Annotated in this window: 14 protein-coding genes; 9 read left to right on the top strand and 5 right to left on the bottom strand. The window is 70.8% G+C overall.

Annotation, left to right across the window (positions count from 1 at the left end):
• Positions 1-83: 83 nt before the first annotated feature.
• Complete coding sequence (locus IG62_RS0116735; protein ID WP_030802847.1) at positions 84-1910, bottom strand: acyl-CoA dehydrogenase; 1827 nt, start codon at positions 1908-1910, stop codon at positions 84-86.
• A gap of 168 nt (positions 1911-2078) precedes the next feature.
• Here IG62_RS0116735 and IG62_RS0116730 point away from each other — a divergent pair, with 168 nt between their 5' ends.
• The 3 genes from IG62_RS0116730 (at position 2079) to IG62_RS0116720 (ending at position 4969) form a co-directional block, all read left to right on the top strand.
• The gene (locus IG62_RS0116730) at positions 2079-2552 is read left to right on the top strand and encodes an SseB family protein (RefSeq protein WP_030802844.1); all 474 of its coding nucleotides are present in this window, start codon (positions 2079-2081) and stop codon (positions 2550-2552) included.
• Between the two features lie 185 nt (positions 2553-2737).
• Positions 2738-3691, top strand: coding sequence for a pirin family protein (locus tag IG62_RS0116725; RefSeq protein WP_030802841.1), 954 nt, complete (start codon positions 2738-2740; stop codon positions 3689-3691).
• Positions 3692-3814: 123 nt separating this feature from the next.
• Complete coding sequence (locus IG62_RS0116720; RefSeq protein WP_030802838.1) at positions 3815-4969, top strand: AI-2E family transporter; 1155 nt, start codon at positions 3815-3817, stop codon at positions 4967-4969.
• Here IG62_RS0116720 and IG62_RS0116715 read toward each other — a convergent pair.
• Positions 4891-7062: an ATP-binding SpoIIE family protein phosphatase gene (locus IG62_RS0116715; RefSeq protein ID WP_030802835.1), complete on the bottom strand. Its 2172-nt coding sequence runs from the start codon at positions 7060-7062 to the stop codon at positions 4891-4893. The two genes, IG62_RS0116720 and IG62_RS0116715, sit on opposite strands and share 79 nt — an antisense overlap.
• A 311-nt stretch (positions 7063-7373) precedes the next feature.
• Here IG62_RS0116715 and aspS point away from each other — a divergent pair, with 311 nt between their 5' ends.
• On the top strand, positions 7374-9137 hold the full coding sequence (aspS, locus tag IG62_RS0116710; protein ID WP_030802832.1) for an aspartate--tRNA ligase: 1764 nt from the start codon (positions 7374-7376) through the stop codon (positions 9135-9137).
• Between the two features lie 133 nt (positions 9138-9270).
• Complete coding sequence (locus IG62_RS43260; protein ID WP_051798159.1) at positions 9271-11019, top strand: hypothetical protein; 1749 nt, start codon at positions 9271-9273, stop codon at positions 11017-11019.
• 104 nt (positions 11020-11123) lie between these two features.
• Here IG62_RS43260 and metG read toward each other — a convergent pair whose 3' ends face one another.
• Positions 11124-12839, bottom strand: coding sequence for a methionine--tRNA ligase (gene metG / locus IG62_RS0116700; RefSeq protein WP_030802825.1), 1716 nt, complete (start codon positions 12837-12839; stop codon positions 11124-11126).
• Between the two features lie 257 nt (positions 12840-13096).
• The gene (locus IG62_RS0116695; RefSeq protein WP_030802822.1) at positions 13097-14692 is read right to left on the bottom strand and encodes a VWA domain-containing protein; all 1596 of its coding nucleotides are present in this window, start codon (positions 14690-14692) and stop codon (positions 13097-13099) included.
• Between the two features lie 527 nt (positions 14693-15219).
• Here IG62_RS0116695 and IG62_RS0116690 point away from each other — a divergent pair.
• Positions 15220-16530, top strand: a complete 1311-nt coding sequence (locus IG62_RS0116690) for an alpha/beta hydrolase (protein ID WP_030802819.1) — start codon at positions 15220-15222, stop codon at positions 16528-16530.
• 124 nt (positions 16531-16654) lie between these two features.
• Here the strand turns inward: IG62_RS0116690 and IG62_RS0116685 are convergent, their stop codons facing one another.
• A complete protein-coding gene (locus IG62_RS0116685) occupies positions 16655-17470 on the bottom strand; it encodes a polysaccharide deacetylase family protein (protein WP_030802816.1) in 816 nt (271 codons plus the stop codon).
• Between the two features lie 207 nt (positions 17471-17677).
• Here IG62_RS0116685 and IG62_RS0116680 point away from each other — a divergent pair, with 207 nt between their 5' ends.
• Genes IG62_RS0116680 through IG62_RS0116670 form a run of 3 tightly spaced genes read left to right on the top strand, consistent with a single transcriptional unit; the run spans position 17678 to position 20081 of the window.
• Entirely contained in the window at positions 17678-18445 is a 768-nt protein-coding gene (locus IG62_RS0116680; protein ID WP_030802812.1) for an ABC transporter permease, read from the top strand.
• Positions 18442-19119: an ABC transporter permease gene (locus IG62_RS0116675; protein WP_030802809.1), complete on the top strand. Its 678-nt coding sequence runs from the start codon at positions 18442-18444 to the stop codon at positions 19117-19119. Before IG62_RS0116680 ends, IG62_RS0116675 begins: the two co-directional genes overlap by 4 nt.
• A complete protein-coding gene (locus IG62_RS0116670; protein WP_420711069.1) occupies positions 19116-20081 on the top strand; it encodes an ABC transporter substrate-binding protein in 966 nt (321 codons plus the stop codon). The genes IG62_RS0116675 and IG62_RS0116670 overlap by 4 nt, the downstream gene beginning before the upstream one ends.
• Positions 20082-20157: the final 76 nt, after the last annotated feature.

Here is a 20157-nt window from a genome sequence, read left to right as displayed (position 1 = left end):
GGGACAGAGGCTCTCGGGAAGGCCGCGCGCCCGGGCAGCGGACCCTGCCCCGGAACGCGACCTGCCCTCCCCTGTGCGCTCTTTCAGAACGCGGCCTCGTCGAGCTCCATCAGCGACTGGTCGACGGACTCGGCGAGGGAACGCTGGACGGAGACGTCCGGCAGGATGTTGTGCGCGAAGAACTTCGCCGCGGCGATCTTGCCGGTGTAGAACGGCTTGTCCTTCGCCGAGGCGCCGGCCAGCTTCTCCGCGGCCACCGCCGCGCCCTTGAGGAGGAGGTAGCCGACGACGACGTCGCCGGAGGCCATCAGCAGGCGGGTGGTGTTGAGGCCGACCTTGTAGATGGACTTGACGTCCTGCTCGGTCGCGGCGAGGTCGGTCAGCATGGCGCCGACGATCGCCTCCAGGTCGGCGGCGGCCTTGGCCAGCTCGCCGCGGGCCTGCGCCAGCTCCTCGCCGCCGGTGTTGTCGGCGAGGAACTTCTTGATCTCCTCGGACAGCACGGTCAGCGCCTGGCCCTGGTCCCGGACGATCTTCCGGAAGAAGAAATCCTGGCCCTGGATCGCGGTGGTGCCCTCGTAGAGGGTGTCGATCTTGGCGTCGCGGATGTACTGCTCGATCGGGTACTCCTGGAGGTACCCGGAGCCACCGAAGGTCTGCAGCGACTGCGCCAGCTGCTCGTAGGACCGCTCCGAGCCGTAGCCCTTGACGATCGGCAGCAGCAGGTCGTTGAGGCGGTTCGCGGCGCTCGCGTCCTCGCCCGCGGCCTCCTTGATGAGGATCTCGTCCTGGACCGAGGCGGTGTAGAGCACCAGGGCGCGCATGCCCTCGGTGTACGCCTTCTGCGTCATCAGCGAGCGGCGCACGTCGGGGTGGTGGGTGATGGTGACGCGCGGCGCGGTCTTGTCGGTGAAGGCGGCCAGGTCCGGACCCTGCACCCGCTCCTTGGCGTACTCCAGCGCGTTGAGGTAGCCGGTGGAGAGGGTGGCGATGGCCTTCGTGCCGACCATCATCCGGGCGAACTCGATGATCTTGAACATCTGGCGGATGCCGTCGTGCTTCTCGCCGAGCAGCCAGCCCTTGGCGGGGTGGTTGGCGCCGAACGTCATCTCGCAGGTGTTGGAGGCCTTCAGGCCCATCTTGTGCTCGACGTTCGTGGCGTAGACGCCGTTGCGCTCACCCAGCTCGCCGGTCTCCCAGTCGAAGTCGTACTTCGGCACGATGAACAGCGAGAGGCCCTTGGTGCCCGGGCCGTGGCCCTCGGGGCGGGCGAGGACGAAGTGCACGATGTTCTCGGACATGTCGTGCTCACCGGAGGTGATGAAGCGCTTGACGCCCTCGATGTGCCAGGAGCCGTCCTCCTGCTGGGTGGCCTTGGTGCGGCCGGCGCCGACGTCCGAACCGGCGTCCGGCTCGGTGAGCACCATGGTGGAGCCCCACTGCTTGTCCACCATCAGCTGGGCTATGCGGTGCTGCTCCTCGGTGCCCTCGTCGAAGAGCACACCGGCGAAGGCGGGGCCGGACGCGTACATCCACACGGCCGGGTTGGCGCCCAGGATCGTCTCGGCGAAGCCCCAGAGGAGGGAGCGGGGCGCGGGGGTGCCGCCGAGCTCCTCCGGGATGCCCAGACGCCACCACTCGGCGTCCATGAAGGCCTGGTAGCTCTTCTTGAAGGTGTCCGGGACCGGCGCGGTGTTGGTGTCCGGGTCGAAGACCGGGGGGTTGCGGTCCGTGTCGGCGAACGACTCGGCGAGCTCGTTCTCGGACAGTCGGGCGATCTCGGACAGCACGCTCTTGGCGGTGTCGACATCCATCTCCGCGAACGGTCCGGTGCCGTACACGCGCTCACGGCCCAGCACCTCGAAGAGGTTGAACTCGATGTCGCGGAGATTCGACTTGTAGTGGCCCATGGGTACGGCTCCGTAAGGGTTCGGGAGAGGACCCCAAGGCTGGGACCTCAGACGCAATACCGGCTAGTAGCTAGCATGATGCTACCCGCGGGTAATAAGAATCAACCCCTTCCGCCCATCTGTGACGAGCGTCCCCCGGCGGTGCGCCGACTCAGTACGCTGTGGCGCATGTACGGCTACGACCAGAACGCGGGTACCGGGCAGCAGTACGGCGCGCCTCCGCCACCGCCGCAGCAGTCGGCCCCCGGGGGCTACGGCGAACAGCCGCTCTATCCCGAGCCGTCCCCGCCCTCGCTCGCCGACGCGGTGCGCGCCTTCACCACCGGCTCGATGTCGGCCGAGGACTTCCAGGGCATCTTCTCGACGTCCAAGGTGTACTGCCCGCGCGGTGACAACCCCGGCTTCCTGGCGCTGCACAACACCCAGCAGCCGGTGATCCCGATGTTCACCTCGCTCAAGGAGCTGCGGCGGTACGCGGGCAAGGAGTCCAAGTACTTCGTGATCACCGGTGCCGAGGTGCTCGACCTGCTGCCGACCGGCTACGGCTTCGTCCTCGACATGGAGGGTGACCACCGGATGGTCTTCGACGCCAAGGCCGTGGAGCAGATGGTCGACTTCGCGATGCGGCGGATGTACGGCTAGCCGCCCTTGCCGCGCGGGCGGCTGAGCGCCCCGCGGAGACCGCCCGGGTTCCTGAACGGCCGGCCGACATTGTTCGGCCGGCCGTCTGCTTTGGTTCTTCGACCTGCGGAAACGCCCGTGGGAATGACTATGCCTTGCAGGTTGTTCAGCATTCAACTAAGTTTGGAGCGACCGAGGAGGCCGTCATGCCCGCTGTGACCGTAGAGAACCCGCTGACCCTGCCCCGCGTGGCGGCATCCGCCGAGGCGCAGACCCGTCCCGTGCTGGGCGTCGCCACCGCGCCGAGCGGATTCGAGGGCGAGGGCTTCCCGGTGCGCCGGGCCTTCGCCGGCATCGACTACAAGCACCTCGACCCGTTCATCATGATGGATCAGATGGGCGAGGTGGAGTACGCGCCCGGAGAGCCCAAGGGCACGCCCTGGCACCCGCACCGCGGCTTCGAGACCGTCACGTACCTGATCGACGGCACGTTCGTGCACCGTGACTCGCACGGCGGCGGCGGGGTCATCAACGGCGGTGACACGCAGTGGATGACGGCGGGCTCCGGCCTGCTCCACATCGAGGCGCCGCCGGAGTCGCTGGTCATGTCCGGCGGTCTCTTCCACGGCCTCCAGCTGTGGGTCAACCTGCCGAAGAGCGACAAGATGATGGCCCCTCGCTACCAGGACATCGGCGGCGGCCAGGTCAAGCTGCTGACCTCCGCCGACGGCGGGGCGCTGCTGCGCCTGATCGCCGGTGACATCGACGGCCACCACGGCCCGGGCATCACGCACACGCCGATCACGATGATGCATGTGTCGGTGAACCCCGGCGCCGAGCTGACCCTCCCCTGGCGCAAGGATTTCAACGCCCTTGCCTACGCCCTGGCCGGCCGTGGCACCGCCGGCGCGGAGGGACGCCCGTTCCGCATGGGCCAGACGGTGGTGTTCGGAGCCGGCGACTCGCTCACGATCCGGGCGGACGAGACCCAGGAGTCGCGCAGCCCGAACTTCGAGGTGGTGCTGCTGGGCGGGCTGCCGATCCGCGAGCCGATGATGCACTACGGCCCGTTCGTGATGAACACCCATGCCGAACTGGCCCAGGCCTTCGAGGACTTCCAGGCCGGCCGGCTCGGCACGATCCCCGCCGGGGAGCACTGACCCGGCGCCGGACCTCGTGATGAGGGGCGGTGTTTCACGTGAAACGAGGTGTTTCACGTGAAACACCGCCCCGGCGCGTTCCCCTGCCCGTTTCCGGACCGTGCGTCATGGTGGACTGTCCGGGTGCGAAACGATTCGGATCATGACCGGAGCGGCTCCGGCCCCGAACGGCCGCTGACGGAGAAGCCGTTGCTGCCGGTCGAGGCCCGCCGTGCCGCGGCCTGGTGCGTGGTGGCGCTGCTGGTCGCGTCCGTGCTGGCCGTCGGCGTCTGGCTGTGCGTCTTCCTGAGCGCGGCGGTCACGCCCGTGCTGCTGGCGCTGCTCGGCAGTGCGCTGCTCGGGCCGCTCTACCGGCGGCTGGTCGGGATGCGGCTCAACCGCTCGCTGGCGGCCGGGCTGACCTGCGCCGTCCTGCTGGTGGTGGTCGGCGGCGCCGGATATGTCGTCGTCAGTGCGCTGGTGGACACCGGGGACCAGATCATCGCCTCGCTCAAGGAGGCCGGCCAGGGCCTCTCCAAGAACTTCGGCACGGCCGGTGCGTCGCTCGGCGACCTGGCCTCCAACGCCAAGAGCCTGGTCACCAGGTTCGGCGGTGAGGCGGCCTCCGGGCTGCTGGCCGGGGTCAGCGTCGTCGGCCAGTTCATCGCCGCCGCGGTCCTCGCCCTGCTGCTGACATTCTTCTTCCTCCGCGACGCGGACAAGGCCGTCCGCGCGCTGCACGACTGGGCGCCCGGCAATTCGGGGCCCCAGCTCGAACGGATGGCCCGCCGCGGCTTCCAGGCCATACAGGGCTTCATGCGCGGCACCACCGTCATCGCGCTGATCGACGCCCTGTGCATCACCGTCGGCCTGCTGATCCTCCAGGTGCCGGGCGCCCCGGGCCTGGGCGCACTGGTCTTCGTCGGCGCGTACATCCCCTACCTCGGCGCGTTCATCTCCGGCGCGGTGGCGATCCTGGTCGCGTTCGCCGACCGGGGCTTCGTCATCGCACTGTGGACGCTCGGCGTCGTCCTCGCCGTCCAGGTACTGGAGGGGCACGTCCTGCAGCCGATGATCCAGAGCCGCACGGTCCAGATGCACCCGGCGACGGTGATGCTGGCGATCACGGCCGGCGCCAGTGTCGCCGGCATCCTCGGCATGCTGCTGTCCGTCCCGCTGACCGCCGCGGTCTCCGGCGTCCTGCACGAACTGCGCAAGCACTACGCGGCGGACTCGGACTCCGGCTCGGACTCCAGTTCCGGCGACACCGGGCCCAGCGCGTCCCCCGCGTCCTCGTAGAGCTCGAACCACGTCGACTTGCCGTCCCCGCGCGGATCCACGCCCCACTTCCCGGCCAGCAGCTCCAGCAGCACCAACCCCCGCCCCGAGGAGGCCAGTTCGCCGGGACTGCGCCGGTGCGGCAGCTCGTCGCTGCTGTCGGAGACGTCGACCCGGACCCGGCGCGCGCCCAGCTCCCCGGAGATCTCGGCGACCAGCAGCGCGTCCCCGTCGGTGTGCAGCAGGACGTTGGTGACCATTTCGGAGACCATCAGCACCGCCGAGTCGACCTGGTCCGGGTCGGCCCAGTCGTGCAGCACCTCGCGGACCTGCCGGCGCGCCTCGGCTATCCGGTGCGGTTCGGCCTGGGCCACGGAGAGCGCGGTGCGCCGTACGGGCTGCTGCGCCGGCGGTCCCCCGGTGCCGACGCCGCAGCTGCCGCCCTCACGGCACAGCAGCAGAAGGGCTATGTCGTCCTCGCGGCGGTCCACCAGCGGTCCGGTGGTGTGGTGGGAGGGCGGGCCGTGCACGGCCTGGACCAGGGCGTCGGCGAGCCGTTCCAGATCCCCTTCGTCCGCGCCGACCTCGTGCGACTCGATGATGCCGCGCAGTCGCGACCATCCGGTCTCCAGGTCGTGCCCGCCGGTCTCGATCAGCCCGTCGGTGCAGACCATCATCGTTTCGCCGGGCTCCAGGACGAGGCGGGTGGTGGGGTAGTCGGCGTCCGGGACGATCCCCAGCGGCAGCCCACCCGCGGTCGGACGGATCAGCATCGTGCCGTCGCACAGCCGGATCGCCGGGTCGGGGTGGCCGGCCCGTGCGATGTCCAGCAGCCCGGTCGACGGGTCCACCTCGATGTACAGACAGGTGGCGAACCGCTGGTCCTCGCCGTGGCCGCGGAACTCCGTCGCGTTGATCCCGGCCAGGAACCGGGACGCCCGCGAGAGCACCGCGTCCGGGTGGTGCCCCTCGGAGGCATAGGCCCGCAGCGCGATCCGCAGCTGCCCCATCAGGCCCGCGGCCCGTACGTCATGGCCCTGCACGTCCCCGATGACCAGCGCGATCCGGCCCGACGGCAGCGGGATCATGTCGTACCAGTCGCCGCCCACCTCCAGCCCGCCGCCGGTCGGGACGTAGCGCGCCGCGACCGTCATCCCCGGGATGTCCGGCTGCACCGTGGGCCGCATGCTGCGCTGCAGCCCGAGCGCCAGCTCCTGCTGTTCCTCCTGCATCCCGGCCCTGGCCAGCGCCTGCGCCAGCATCCGGGCGACGGTGGTCAGCACCGAGCGCTCGTCGGGCGTGAAGGCGACCGGCTCGGCGAACCCCGCCATCCAGGCACCGATCGTCCGGCCCGCATTGACCAGCGGCAGGAACGCCCACGACATCCGGCCGAAGCGGGCGGCCAGCGGCCAGGTGGCCGGGTAGCGGCCGCGGTACTCCTCGGGTGTGGGCAGATAGATGGCCCGGCCGGTGCGGATCACCTCAGCGGCCGGGTACTCCGTCTCCAGCGGCATGTCGAGGAACGGCTGCTCGTCGCCGGGCCGGTGGCCGTGGTGGCCGATGACCGACACCCGGTCGCCCTCGATTCCGAAGACCGCGAGCCCCTCCGGCATGAAACCGGGCATCGACAGCCTCGCCGCCACCCGCAGCACCTCCGCGGTGGACCGGGCCTCGGCCAGCGCCCGCCCCGCGTCCAGCAGGAACGCCTCGCGCGAGCGGCGCCAGTCGCCGGTGATCGGGGTGTGTGCGGCGGAGGTGCCGGGCAGCGGCTCGGGCACCTCCTGAAGGGTGCCGACCAGCTCGAAATCACCGTCGACCAGGCGGGGCCGGGACCGGGAGCGGACCAGCCGCAGTACCTGCCCCTGCTCGTCGACGACCCGCAGCCGGGCCTCGGCCAGGGTCTCCTCGGCGACCGCGAGCTGCACGATGCCGTTGACCTCGGCGAAGTCGACGGGATGAAAACGGGAACGCACCGCCGCCTCGGTCAGCTCCACCGGCTCGGCCGGCAACCCGAGCAGCCGGGCCGCCTCGGCGTCGAGGCTCACCCGTCCCGTGGCGTTGTCCCAGCGCCAGAGGCCGGTTGCGATGGCAGCCAGGAGGTCCTTGGTGCGCATTGCCTCACTTTAGGGGCGTTTGCCGGAGGCCGACCAGAGAACGGAGCGTGACCCTCGTCGCAGTCGCCGCCCCCCGGCGCACCCCGGTGATCGCGCCGGAATCGTGCCGGGAACCCGCCGGGAATCGCTGATGCGTATATGTCAACGAAGCGCCGGGGGCCGGGGCGGTAACCTGGAGCGGTTATGTCAATCCTGGGGTGGCCTTTCGGGTGATCCACGGGGAGAGCGGCCGGGCGTCCGCACCGGATCCCGACCCCCGCCCCCCTCCCGACAACTCCTCACCTCGACACTCGCGACGACTTGGATGAGCGATGCACCGGTACCGGTCCCATAACTGCGGCGAGCTCCGAGCCGCGGACGTCGACACCGACGTCCGCCTCAGCGGCTGGCTGCACAATCGTCGTGACCTGGGCGGCATCCTCTTCATCGATCTGCGCGACCACTACGGTCTCGTCCAGCTCGTGGCCCGCCCCGGCACCCCCGGCGCCGAGGCGCTCGACAAGCTGACGAAGGAGACGGTCGTCCGCGTCGACGGCAAGGTCGTCTCGCGCGGTGCCGAGAACGTCAACCCGGAGCTGCCCACCGGCGAGATCGAGATCGAGGTCACCGAGGTCGAGGTCCTGGGTGCGGCCCAGCAGATCCCGTTCACGATCAACGCGGACGACGGCGTCAACGAGGAGCGGCGCCTGGAGTACCGCTTCCTCGACCTGCGCCGCGAGCGGATGCACCGCAACATCATGCTGCGCTCGGCGGTCATCGCGTCCATCCGCCAGAAGATGGTCGCCCTCGGCTTCAACGAGATGGCGACGCCGATCCTCAGCGCCACCTCCCCGGAGGGCGCCCGCGACTTCGTCGTGCCGTCCCGCCTCCACCCGGGCAAGTTCTACGCGCTGCCGCAGGCCCCGCAGCAGTTCAAGCAGCTGCTGATGATCTCGGGCTTCGACCGGTACTTCCAGATCGCCCCGTGCTTCCGCGACGAGGACGCCCGCGCGGACCGCTCGCCGGGCGAGTTCTACCAGCTCGACATCGAGATGTCCTTCGTCGAGCAGGAGGACGTCTTCCAGCCGGTCGAGAAGCTGATGACCGAGCTGTTCGAGGAGTTCGGCGGCGGCCGGCACGTCACCTCGCCGTTCCCGCGCATCCCGTTCCGCGAGGCGATGCTGAAGTACGGCTCCGACAAGCCGGACCTGCGCGCCCAGCTCGAACTGGTCGACATCACCGACGTCTTCGAGGGCTCGGAGTTCAAGGCGTTCGCGGGCAAGCACGTCCGCGCGCTGCCGGTGCCGGCCGTCCAGGACCAGCCGCGCAAGTTCTTCGACCAGCTCGGCGACTACGCGGTCCAGCAGGGTGCCAAGGGCCTGGCCTGGGTGCGCGTCGGTGAAGACGGCTCGCTGACCGGCCCGATCGCCAAGTTCCTCACCGAGGAGAACGTCAAGGTCCTCACCGAGCGCCTCGGGCTGGAGGCAGGTCACGCGGTCTTCTTCGGCGCGGGCGAGTTCGACGAGGTCTCGAAGATCATGGGCGCGGTCCGCGTCGAGGCCGCCAAGCGCGCCGGCCACTTCGAGGAGAACGTCTTCCGCTTCTGCTGGATCGTCGACTTCCCGATGTACGAGCGGGACGAGGAGACCGGCAAGATCGACTTCTCCCACAACCCCTTCTCGATGCCGCAGGGCGGCATGAAGGACCTGGAGGAGAAGGACCCGCTGGACATCCTGGGCTGGCAGTACGACATCGTCTGCAACGGCGTCGAGCTGTCCTCCGGCGCGATCCGGAACCACGAGCCGGACATCATGATCAAGGCCTTCGAGATCGCGGGCTACGACCGTGAGACCGTCGAGGAGAAGTTCGCGGGCATGCTCCGCGCCTTCCGCTTCGGCGCCCCGCCGCACGGCGGTATCGCCCCCGGCGTCGACCGCATCGTCATGCTGCTCGCGGACGAGCCGAACATCCGCGAGACCATCGCGTTCCCGCTGAACGGCAACGCGCAGGACCTGATGATGGGCGCGCCGACCGAGCTGGAAGAAGCCCGGCTCAAGGAGCTCCACCTCAACATCCGCAAGCCGCAGGTGAAGTAGCGCCGGCGGAGCCGCACAGACGCCGAGGGGCGGTGTTTCACGTGAAACACCGCCCCTTCGGCGTAAGCGGCCGCGTGCTCCAACCGCACCACATGTGTGGCCGGGTTCCGGCCGCGCACGCACTGTGGTGCCCATGCAGCAAGCCAGCCTCCTCCCCGGCACGACCGGCCTGGCCCCGCGGGCCCATCCGACGCGCCCCGCACCGGGCAGTGATCTGCGATGGCTGATCACCGTGGCCGCCGTCTTCACCGCCGGGCAGCTCTATTTCGCCGTCTCCACCCCCGGTTTGGGATGGGACGAGACGGTCTACGTCAGCCAGGTCGACCCGCACACCCCGGCCGCGTACTTCAGCGCCCCGCGCGCCCGCGGCGTCACCCTCCTCCTCGCCCCGGTCGTCGCCCTCACGACCTCGGCCCCCGCGCTGCACTGCTACCTCGCGCTGCTCTCCGGCGCCGGGCTCCTGCTCACCCTCTGCATCTGGCGGCGCCTGCTGCCGCCGCCCGTCCCGGCGCTCGGCGGCGCGCTGTTCGCCGGGCTCTGGGTCACCCTCTTCTACGGTCCGCAGGCCATGCCGAACCTGTGGGTCGGCTACGCCGCGCTCATCGCCACCGGCTGCTTCCTGCTCGCGGTGCGCCAGCCGCCCGTACAGCTGGCCCCGGAGGCCGGCCGGGGCGCCGCCACCGGCCTCGCCGCCGCGGTGGCACTGGTCGCGCTGATGCGCCCCACCGACGCGGTATGGCTGGCCGTTCCGCTCTTCGTGGCCGGGCTCGTCGTACCGACCTGGCGCCGGTCCACCGTGCTGCTCGCCCTCCCGGCCGGTCTCGTCCTCGGATGCGCCGAGTGGATCATCGAGGCGTACCTCTCGTACGGCGGCTTCCCCGCCCGGCTGCGGCAGGCCGCGGAGATCCAGGGCGGCCTCGGCTGGCACCCGTCCTTCGCCGATCACGCCCGGGCGCTCCAGGGAAAGACCCTGTGCCGCCCCTGCCATCTGGCCTGGGACCATCCGGTGGCGGCGGCATGGTGGTGCGCGCTCCCACTGGCGGTGATCGGCGCGGTCTGGGCCGCGGTACGCGCCCGCGAACCCGGCGGAGCGCTGCACCGCTACGGCCCGGTGTGGCCGCCCGGCCACGGAGCGCACCCCGGCCGGCGCGACGGCCTCTGGCTCGACCCCGTACGGCTGGGCAGCCTCGTCCTGGACGCGGCCCGGGCCGACCGCCTCGCCACCGGCGGCGCAGGGCAACGGGACGGGCAGACCTGGCCGACCCTCCGCCTCCACGACCCCGACGGCTCGCTGCACCGTTACGGCGCGGCACCCGTCGTGCTCCCGTCACTGGTCGGCCTCTGCCTCGCCGCCCCCTACCTCCTGGCGGTCGACTACGCCGCCCCGCGCTTCCTGCTGCCCGCGTACGCCCTGCTGATGATGCCCGCCGCCTGGTTCCTGTGCCGGCTGGCCCTCCTCCCCCGCCGGCGGCACGCCGCGGCGGTGGCCCTGCTGGCCCTCGTGCTGCTCGGCCACGAGGCGGTCCAGCTGGCGATCCTGCACAAGATGCAGCGCGGAACGGTCCGCGCCCAGACCGACATCGCCCGGATCGCCCGGACCCTGCGCACCGCCGGTCTCCGGCCGCCGTGCGCCGTCAGCGGCGAGGAAGCGGTCCGCGTGGCGTACCAGGCCGGCTGCGCGTCCCGCCAGCCCGCCGGCCACGACGCCAGCATCACCCCGACCGCCCTGACCCGGCTCGGCACCCGCCGCCCCGCCGCCGTCCTCCTCGTGGCCGGCCAGCGGCCCCCGCACTACGCCCGCGGTTGGCGCAAGGTCTCCCTCCCACCGACCCCCGGCCTGAAGCGGCTGACCGCCTACGTCTCACCGGGCACCAAGCCCTGAGCGCCGCCCGCCGGCAGCCTGCCTCGCACATGCGCCCGCCCCACCCTCAAGGGCGGGACGGGCGCATACAGGCAGGGGGACCGACCAGTCGGCGACGAGGACGATCAGCCCTCCGCACCGCCGAAACGCTCGCGGTACGAGTCCAGGTCCTCGTCAGTGATCTTCGCGAAGAGCACCGGCGGCACCGTGAACGGAGTCCCCGCCGGCACCGACGCCAGCGCCTTCGCCTCGTCCTGCGAGACCCACACGGCAGTGTCGTCCGCCAGCGCGAACGCGCTCCGCATCGCCTTCGCCGACGCCGGGATGAACGGCTCGGAGACCACCGCGTACAGGTGGATCAGGTTCATCGCGGTGCGCAGCGTCAGCGCCGCCGCGTCCTTGTCCGTCTTGATCTCCAGCCAGGGGGCCTTCTCCTCCAGGTAGGAGTTGCCCGCGCTCCACAGGGCGCGCAGCGAGGCCGACGCCTTGCGGAACTGCAGGGCCTCCATGTGGCCCTCGTACTCCGCCAGCAGCCCGGCGATCTCCTCGCCCAGCTTCTGCTCCGCGGCGCCGGCCTCGGCACCCGCCGGAACCTCGTCGCCGAACCGCTTGCGGGAGAACGACAGCACCCGGTTGACGAAGTTGCCGAGCGTGTCCGCGAGGTCCTTGTTCACCGACGACGAGAACAGCTCCCAGGTGAAGGAGGTGTCGTCCGACTCCGGCGCGTGGGCCATCAGGAAGTAACGCCAGTAGTCGGCCGGCAGCAGCTCCAGCGCCGCGTCCGTGAAGACGCCCCGGCGCTGCGAGGTGGAGAACTTCCCGCCGTAGTAGTTCAGCCAGTTGAAGGCCTTGAGGAAGTCGACCTTCTTCCACGGCTCGCGGGTCCCCAGCTGCGTCGCCGGGAACATCACGCTGTGGAACGGCACGTTGTCCTTGGCCATGAATTCCGTGTAGCGGACGTCCTCGGCCTCGTACCACCACGACTTCCAGTCGCGGTTCTCCGGGTCGACGTCGGCCCACTCCTTCGTCGCGCCGATGTACTCGATCGGTGCGTCGAACCAGACGTAGAAGACCTTGCCCTCGGCCGCCAGCTCCGGCCACACGTCCGCCGGCACCGGGACGCCCCAGTCCAGGTCACGGGTGATCGCCCGGTCCTGCAGGCCCTCGGTCAGCCACTTGTGCGCGATCGAGGACGCGAGGGTCGGCCACTCCTTGCTGCCGTTGCCCTCCAGCCAGCCTTCGACCTCGTGCTGCAGCTTCGACTGGAGCAGGAACAGGTGCTTGGTCTCCCGCACCTCCAGGTCACCGCTGCCGCTGATCGCCGACCGGGCGTCGATCAGGTCGGTCGGGTCCAGTACCCGGGTGCAGTTCTCGCACTGGTCGCCGCGCGCCTTGTCGTAGCCGCAGTGCGGACAGGTGCCGACGATGTAGCGGTCGGGCAGGAAGCGCTCGTCGGCGATGGAGTAGACCTGCCGGATCGCCCGCTCCTCGATGAAGCCGTTCTCCTGCAGCTTCCGCGCGAAGTGCTGCGTGAGCTCGACGTTCTCCGGCGAGGAGCTCCGCCCGAAGTAGTCGAACCGCAGCCCGAAGCCCTCGTAGATCGCCTTCTGCTTCTCGTGCTGCTCACCGCAGAACGCGTCGACCGACTGCCCGGCCTCCTTCGCCGCCAGCTCGGCCGGGGTCCCGTGCTCGTCCGTCGCACAGATGTAGAGCACGTCGTGGCCCCGCTGCCGCAGATACCGGGAATACACGTCGGCCGGGAGCATGGACCCCACCATGTTGCCCAGGTGCTTGATCCCGTTGATATACGGAAGGGCGCTGGTGATGAGGTGTCGAGCCATTGCCGGCTGCTCCCAAGTCGCTACGGTGAGTGAGGATTTGCTTTACGGAACGTCAATATCGTACTGGACGGGGTGGGGGTACCCGCGCGGCTGTTTTGCAGTGCGGACAGCGCCCGCGGCGGCTCGACGGTGCGGGGCTCGCCCTTCCGGCAGGGGGACGGGCTGCCGCAGCGGGCCCCTCCCCTCACAGCCACGCGGCCGCGGTCGGGCCGTGGGGCCCGGCCGCGGCCGGAGGGGGTGAGGGGGACGGGGACGGGTCAGTCGTCCTTGAGGACCTTGGCGGCGCGGGCCTCGGTGAGCCACTCGGGGAACTCGACCATCAGCTGCTGGTAGAGCTCGTCGTGGGAGAGGCTGCGGGGGTCGCGGCCGGCGTGGAAGAAGCCCGCGTTGTCGACCGCGCGCTTTTCCGGCACGGTCAGGTCGTCGAGCTTGCGGAGGAAGTCGAAGCCCTTGGCCTCCGGGTCGCCGAAGCCGATGAACTGCCAGAAGATGGGCAGCTTCGCCGCTTCGCAGAGTGCCTTTTCGGCGGCCGGCTTGGAGGTCGGGGCGCCGTCGGTCTGGAAGATGACGAAGGCCGGGGCGGTGGTGCCGGACTTCTTGTAGTGCTCGACGACGGCGTTGACGGCCCAGTGGTAGTTCGTACGCCCCATGTGGCCGAGGCCGGCGTGCAGTTCCTCGATGCGGCCCTCGTAGTTGGTGAGGTCCAGATCGGCGGTGCCGTCGACGTCGGTGGAGAAGAAGACGACGGGCACGGTGGGCTCGTCGTCGAAGTGCGCGGAGAGGGCGAGGGCCTGCTCGGCGAGGTTCTGGACCGTGCCGTCCTTGTAGTAGTTGCGCATCGAGCCGGAGCGGTCGAGGACGAGGTAGACGACGGCGCGCTGGGCGGTGAGACCGTGCTTCTCCAGGGTGGCGCCGGCAGCGGTGTGGAGGGCGCGGAGGCCGGCGGGAACCCCCTTCGCCTTCGGAACGGGCGCGGCCTCCGGCTCCGGCGCCGCTTCGGCCTCCGGCTCAGGTGCCGCTTCGGCCTCCGGGGCGTCCTCTGTCTTAGGGGCGGGCTCGACGTCGGTCGCGTCCTCGGCCTTCGTCGCGTCCTCTGCCTTCGGGGTGGCCTCGGGCTCGGGCTCGGCTGCCGGGGTTTCGGCAGCCGGCTCCGGCGTCACGTCCTGTACCGGCTCCGGCGTCACGTCCTTCACGGGCTCCGGCTCGGCCTCAGCCTCCGGCTCGGCCTTGGTCTCGGCCTCCGGCTCCGCCTGCTCGTCGGCCTCCGCCTCCGGCGCCACGGTTTCGGCGTCCGTCGTGGCCGCCGGTTCGGCGCTCGTCTGCGCCTCAGGAATGGCTTCCGCCTCAGGAAGGGCTTCCGCCTCCGGGGTGGCCTCCGCCTCAGGGGTCGCCTGCGGCTCAGGGGCGGTGGACGGCTCCGGCTTGGTGGCCGGGGCCGGGTTGTCGAAGGCCTGGCTCACGAGGTCGGAGGCGGCGGTGTCGGGCGCGGCGGTGTCCGCCTCGGGGGCGTGGGCCTCGGCCTTGTCGTCGTCCTTGGCCCGGGGCTCTGCCTCGTTCTCCCGTACGGGCGTCTCCGCGCGGTCCACGGGGGAGCCCTGGGCGGGCAGGGTGGGCGCCGGGGCCGGCTCGGGGCTCGGGTGCTCCGCGGGTGCCGTGCGGGCGGCCGGGACCTCGGCCTCGGCAGGCTTGCCGGACGGCTCGGGGGAGGTGGCGGGCGCGGCCGGGGTGGACTCCTCGCGGGCCTCGGGGATGGTCGCGGATTCCGGGGCGGCGCTGTTCTGTGCCGCGCCGGTTTCTTCACGGGTCGCCTTGGAGCGACCGAAAGCGTTGCGCAGCAGACTCCGAATGCCCATCGGCGAACCTCTCTTGCGTGTGGTGGGTGCGGTGCGGCGTATGTCCGTGAAGCACGGACATGTCCCTGACCAGGACGGATACGTAAGCGTAGCGGCCAGGAGTGGCCTCATCGTGGGACCCTGCGGCTCGTGTGGTGGGCCATCCGGGGGCTATACGGGGGCCATCCAGGGCGATCCGGTGTCGGGTCGGGTTTCGGCCGGGGCCGGCGTGACATCGCTGTGGCACCGCGCCGGGATATCACATCCGTGATGGCAGGTCCCGGGGGCGGAGCGTGGAGGCCGCGGTGGAGGGGGAGTTGGTCTGGACCTGTGCGGGTGCGAGTGCTTCCGGGGAGCCTTCCGGGGTGCTCGCACATCACGCCGCGGAAACGATGTGGCAAGAGGTAAGTAAGAACTGAGTCGTTCAGGTATCCGATGCGCAGGTGTGCCCGTCTTCTCCGGTGACCATTGTCCGGAGCCGCCCGTTGTGCCTTAGGCGGCCGTAAGAAGGCAAGAACCCTTCCGAGGGTGACGGGAGATGTGGGCGCATGGGGCTGACCAGTCAGTCGCTCGAATACACGGTGATCGTGCTGGCGGTTGCCTGCGTGGCCGCCACGGTGTGGCTGTGGCCCCGGCTGTCGCGGCGCGGGATCGGACCCGTCCTGGGCCGGCTGGGCGCCATCGTGGTCACCCAGGTGTCCATCGTGTGCGCGCTCGCGCTCGCCGTGAATACGAACTTCGAGTTCTACGGCAACTGGGACGAGTTGCTGGGCAACAACGAGAAGGCGCCGCCGGTGGCCGTGAGCCAGGGCGGCGGGCAGTACGCGTCGGTCGGGAACATGAAGGGCGGGCTGATCCAGCCGGCCGGTCCCCAGGGGCTGGACCGGGTGACCGGCCTGCCCAAGGGGCCCGCCAACAGGGTCGGCAAGATCGAGTCCGTACGGATCATCGGGCGCCGTACGCGGGCCATCAACCCCGGGTTCGTCTATCTGCCGCCGCAGTACTTCCAGCAGCAGTACCGCCGGCAGCGGTTCCCCGTCATGGTCGTCATCAGCGGCTACCCGGGCGGGATCATGAACCTCGCGCAGCATCTGCAGGTGCCGCAGAACGCCGGCCGGCTGATCGCGCAAGGACGGATGCAGCCGACCGTGATCGTGATGGTGCGGCCGACGATCGCACCGCCGCGCGACACCGAGTGCGTGGACGTGCCGGGCGGGCCGCAGGCGGAGACGTTCTTCACCAAGGACCTGCCGGACGCGATGAAGGCGACGTACCGGGTGGGTCATGACCCCAGTGCCTGGGGCGCGTTCGGGTACTCGTCGGGTGGTACGTGCTCGCTGCAGCTGGCGATGCGCAACCCGAAGGTGTACACCTCGGCGGTCTCGCTCTCGGGCGACTACGCGATCAAGGACGACCTGACCACCGGCAGCCTCTTCGGTGCCGGCCCGGAAGGTGCCCAGCGCGAGCGCGAGCACGACCTGCTGTGGCGGCTGAAGCACCTGCCCGCGCCGCAGGTCTCCACGCTGGTCGCCAGCAGCCGTAAGGGCGAGGCCGATTACGGCGCCACCATGCAGTTCATCCACGCGGTCAAGGCGCCGATGTCGGTGGACTCGATCATCCTGCCGCAGGGCAGCCACCAGTTCACGACCTGGCGGCGCGAGGTCGTGCCGGCCCTGGAGTGGCAGAGCCAGCAGCTGACGTTCCCGCAGGACACCGTGCCGCTGCCGGCGCAGCGCAAGCCGGGGGCCAAGGTGGGCCAGGGCGGCGCTCCGGCGAAGCCGACCGGTCCGGCCAAGGCCCCTGGGGCGGCCGATGACAAGGGCCGTCGGCGGGTGGAGGCCGAGCGGCCGCAGGGCTGAGCGAGCCTGAACCCGCCGGAAGACGCCGGTAGTCGTAGCCGTGAGCCCGGCCCCAGGAAGGGGCCGGGCTCACGGCGTTTTTCCGGGCGGGCCGGCGTGCCCGCGCCGGTAACGGCCTTTTCTGCTACGGCCGGTACACCATCCCCGGCTCCGGTTTCGCCGGGGAGAGCAGCTGGGAGACCGTGACGATCGTGTAGCCGCGCTTCTTCAGCTCCTTGAGGATGCCCGGGACGGCCGGGACCGTGCCCCGGTAGATGTCGTGCAGCAGGATGATGCCGTCGCGTTCGGTCTGTTCCAGCACCCGCTTCGTGATCAGCGCCGAGTCGTTGGTCTCGTAGTCCTTGGCGGTCACGCTCCAGAGGACCTGGGCCAGTCCGAGTTTCTTGCTGATCTCGGAGACCTTGTCGTCGGTGCGGCCCTGCGGTGGGCGCATCAGCGTGGGCGTCTTTCCGGTGATCTTGCGGACCGCGTCCTGGACCCGGGAGAGCTCGCGCTTGACCTCGGCGGGCTCGATCTCGGTGAGGATCTGGTGCGACCAGGTGTGGTTGGCCAGTTCGTGGCCCTCGGCGTCGATCCGCCGTACCTCGGCGGGGCGCTTGGCGATGTGGTTCTTGCCGAGCATGAAGAAGGTCGCGTGCACCTTCTCCTTCTTCAGGATGTCCAGCAGGCGGTTGGTGTTCTCGCTGGGGCCCGCGTCGAAGGTGAGCGCGACGCACTGGGCCTTGCGGCAGTCGACGTCCTGACCGCCGCCCTCCTGACCCTTTCCCTTCCCGTTCTTCGCCCCGGTCGTGCTGCCCGTCGCGTCGGCGCGGGCGTCGGCCGGTGCGGTCACGTCGTACGAGGCGCAGCCGCTGACGGCGAGGGCCAGGGAGGCCGCCGTCAGCAGCCCGGCTATGGAGGTGCGGCGCCTGCGGCCGGTGGTGCGGAAGTGCTTCGGCATACGGGGCTCTCTCGGGTGCTCATGCTGCGGACGGTGGGGGGCGTACGGGCCGGCCCGGTTGCGGGTGGCTGTCGCACTTCCCGGACTATACACACGTAGTACACACTCGATGTATACATGGAGTGGAGAGAGTCACGCGGGCGACCCCAGGGCACGATCGGACGCGTCCGCCGCGACACTCGGATCCCGCCGGGGTGGACTTCTACCGTGACCGCACCGCCGCCGGACGACTGTCTGGCCCGTAACGAGTGGATCTGCGGCGACTACCTGTCCACACGCCGGCAGATCCTGCTCGACGCGGTCCTCCAGCACGTCCAGTTGACCGTCGTCTCGGTGGCGCTCGGGCTGCTTCTCGCGGTGCCCCTGGCGCTGCTGGCCCGGCGGTGGCGCTGGACGGTCGGGCCGGTCCTCGGTGTGACCACCGTCCTCTACACGATCCCGTCGCTGGCGATGTTCTCGCTGCTGCTGCCGGTCTACGGGCTGTCCGCCACGCTCGTCGTGGTCGGGCTGGCCCTGTACTCGCTCACCCTGCTCGTACGGAACCTCCTGGCCGGGCTGAACGGCGTACCGGCCGAGGCCAGGGACGCCGCCCGCGGCATGGGCTACGGCCCGCTGCGCCAACTGCTCACCGTCGAACTGCCGCTGGCCGTACCCGCGGCGATGGCCGGGCTGCGGATCGCGACGGTCTCGGCGGTGGCGCTCACCACCGTCGGCGCGATCGTCGGCTACGGCGGGCTGGGCAACCTCATCTACGCCGGGATGAACTCCTTCTTCAAGGCGCAGGTGCTCACCGCGTCCGTGCTGTGCGTCCTGATCGCGATCGCCTTCGACCTGCTGCTGCTCGGCGCGGAACGGCTGCTCACGCCCTGGCGGCGGGCGAGCCGTACGGCGCGGGGGCGGCGGGCACGGCGGCGGGACCGCGCCGTGGTGGGGCGCGAACAGCCGGTCGGGGCGGCGTCGGGGCGGCGGGCGTGAACACCCTCTCCGCGGTCTGGGACTGGCTGACCACCGGCGCCAACTGGGCGGGGGAGAACGGCGTCTGGCACCGCCTCGTCCAGCACCTCGTCCTCACCGTCTCCTGCCTGTTCATCAGCGCGCTGATCGCGCTGCCGGTCGCGCTGACCCTCGGTCATCTCGGGCGTGGCGGGGCGCTGGCCGTCAATCTCGCCAACGTCGGCCGCGCCGTCCCGACCTTCGCCGTGCTGGTCCTGCTGCTGCTCACCCCCGTCGGCCGGCACGGGCAGTGGCCGACGATCATCGCGCTGGTGCTGTTCGCCGTTCCGCCGCTGCTGACCAATGCGTACGTCGGGATGCGCGACGTGGACCGGGACGTGGTGCGGGCCGCGCGGGGCATGGGGATGACCGGGGCGCAGCTGGTGTGGCGGGTCGAGGTGCCGCTCGCCTTCCCGCTCGTCCTGACCGGCGTACGGATCGCCGCGGTCCAGCTCGTCGCGACCGCCACGCTCGCCGCGCTGGTCGGCGGCGGCGGGCTCGGCCGGATCATCACCGCGGGGTTCAGCCTCGCCAGCACCCCGCAGGTGGTCGCCGGTGCGGTGCTGGTCGCGGTGTTCGCCCTGCTGATGGAGGCCGGGTTCGAGCTCGTCGAACGGTATGCACCGGGCGGCTGGGCGCGGGGGCGGGGCCGGTGAGGGCCGGGGCGGCCGCCGCTGCCCTCGCGGCGCTGGGTCTGGTCGCGCTGCCGGTGCTCGCCGGCTGCGGCACCGGCCCCTCGCTGGAGACCCGTTCCCGGATCACCGCCCCGCCGGGGGACAGCCGCGATCTGGCGATCGGCTCGGCCGGCTTCACCGAGAGCGAGCTGCTCGCCCAGATGTACGCCGCACTGCTCGACCACGCCGGGTACCGCACCCACGTCCTCACCGTCGGCAACCGCGAACTGTACGAACCGGCGCTGGAGGCCGGTCAGATCGACGTCGTGCCCGAGTACGCGGCCACCTTCGCGGACTGGCTCAACGCCAAAAAGCACGGCTCCACGGCGCCCCCGGTCGCCTCGCCCGACCTCGGTGCGACGCTGCGCGCACTACGCCGGCTGGCCGGGCCCCGCGAGCTGACCGTGCTCCCGCCCGGCCGGGCCGTGGACCAGAACGCGTTCGCGGTGAGCGCCGCGTACGCCCGCACGCACCACCTCAAGACCCTCAGCGACCTGGGCCGTGCCGAACTGCCGGTGCGCCTCGCGGCGGGCGAGGAATGCGTACAACGGCCGTTCTGTGCCCCGGGCTTGCGGAAGAAGTACGGGATCAACCTCACCGCCATCGACCCCAAGGGCGTCGGCACCACCCCCGCCAAGCAGGCCGTGCAGAACGGGCAGGACCAGATGGTGCTGACCACCAGCACCGATGCGACCCTGGACCAGTTCGGACTGGTGCTGCTGGCCGACGACAGGAAGCTGCAGAACGCCGATTACGTGCTGCCCGTCGTCAACCGGGCCCGCGCGGGCAGCGCCCGGCCGGCCGCCGCACTCAACCGCCTCAACACGGTCCTGACCACGGCTGACCTGGCACATCTCGACGAGCAGGTGGACAGCTGGCGACGGTTGCCGGCGGATGTGGCGCGTCACTACCTGCGGGAGAAGGGGCTGCTGCCGAAGGGCTGAGGGGGCGGCGGCCGGCGGGCTGCGGCGGCTGCATGTTTCACGTGAAACCGGCACCCTGTTCCGCATCGCGCCGTCT

Source organism: Streptomyces sp. NRRL S-337, from assembly GCF_000720175.1.
Classification (GTDB): Bacteria; Actinomycetota; Actinomycetes; order Streptomycetales; family Streptomycetaceae; genus Streptomyces; species Streptomyces siderophoricus.
The sequence above is the reverse complement of the archived record's forward strand: the minus strand, read 5'-3'. Positions and strand labels throughout refer to the sequence as shown.

Bases quoted from the DNA above. Each gene is read 5' to 3' on its own strand.
- IG62_RS0116715 (WP_030802835.1), bottom strand. From the start codon at position 7,062: ATGCGCACCAAGGACCTCCTGGCTGCCATCGCAACCGGCCTCTGGCGC.
- IG62_RS43260 (WP_051798159.1), top strand. From the start codon at position 9,271: ATGCAGCAAGCCAGCCTCCTCCCCGGCACGACCGGCCTGGCCCCGCGG.
- IG62_RS0116735 (WP_030802847.1), bottom strand. From the start codon at position 1,910: ATGGGCCACTACAAGTCGAATCTCCGCGACATCGAGTTCAACCTCTTC.
- IG62_RS0116685 (WP_030802816.1), bottom strand. From the start codon at position 17,470: ATGCCGAAGCACTTCCGCACCACCGGCCGCAGGCGCCGCACCTCCATA.
- metG (WP_030802825.1), bottom strand. From the start codon at position 12,839: ATGGCTCGACACCTCATCACCAGCGCCCTTCCGTATATCAACGGGATC.
- aspS (WP_030802832.1), top strand. From the start codon at position 7,374: ATGCACCGGTACCGGTCCCATAACTGCGGCGAGCTCCGAGCCGCGGAC.
- IG62_RS0116695 (WP_030802822.1), bottom strand. From the start codon at position 14,692: ATGGGCATTCGGAGTCTGCTGCGCAACGCTTTCGGTCGCTCCAAGGCG.
- IG62_RS0116690 (WP_030802819.1), top strand. From the start codon at position 15,220: ATGGGGCTGACCAGTCAGTCGCTCGAATACACGGTGATCGTGCTGGCG.
- IG62_RS0116725 (WP_030802841.1), top strand. From the start codon at position 2,738: ATGCCCGCTGTGACCGTAGAGAACCCGCTGACCCTGCCCCGCGTGGCG.
- IG62_RS0116730 (WP_030802844.1), top strand. From the start codon at position 2,079: ATGTACGGCTACGACCAGAACGCGGGTACCGGGCAGCAGTACGGCGCG.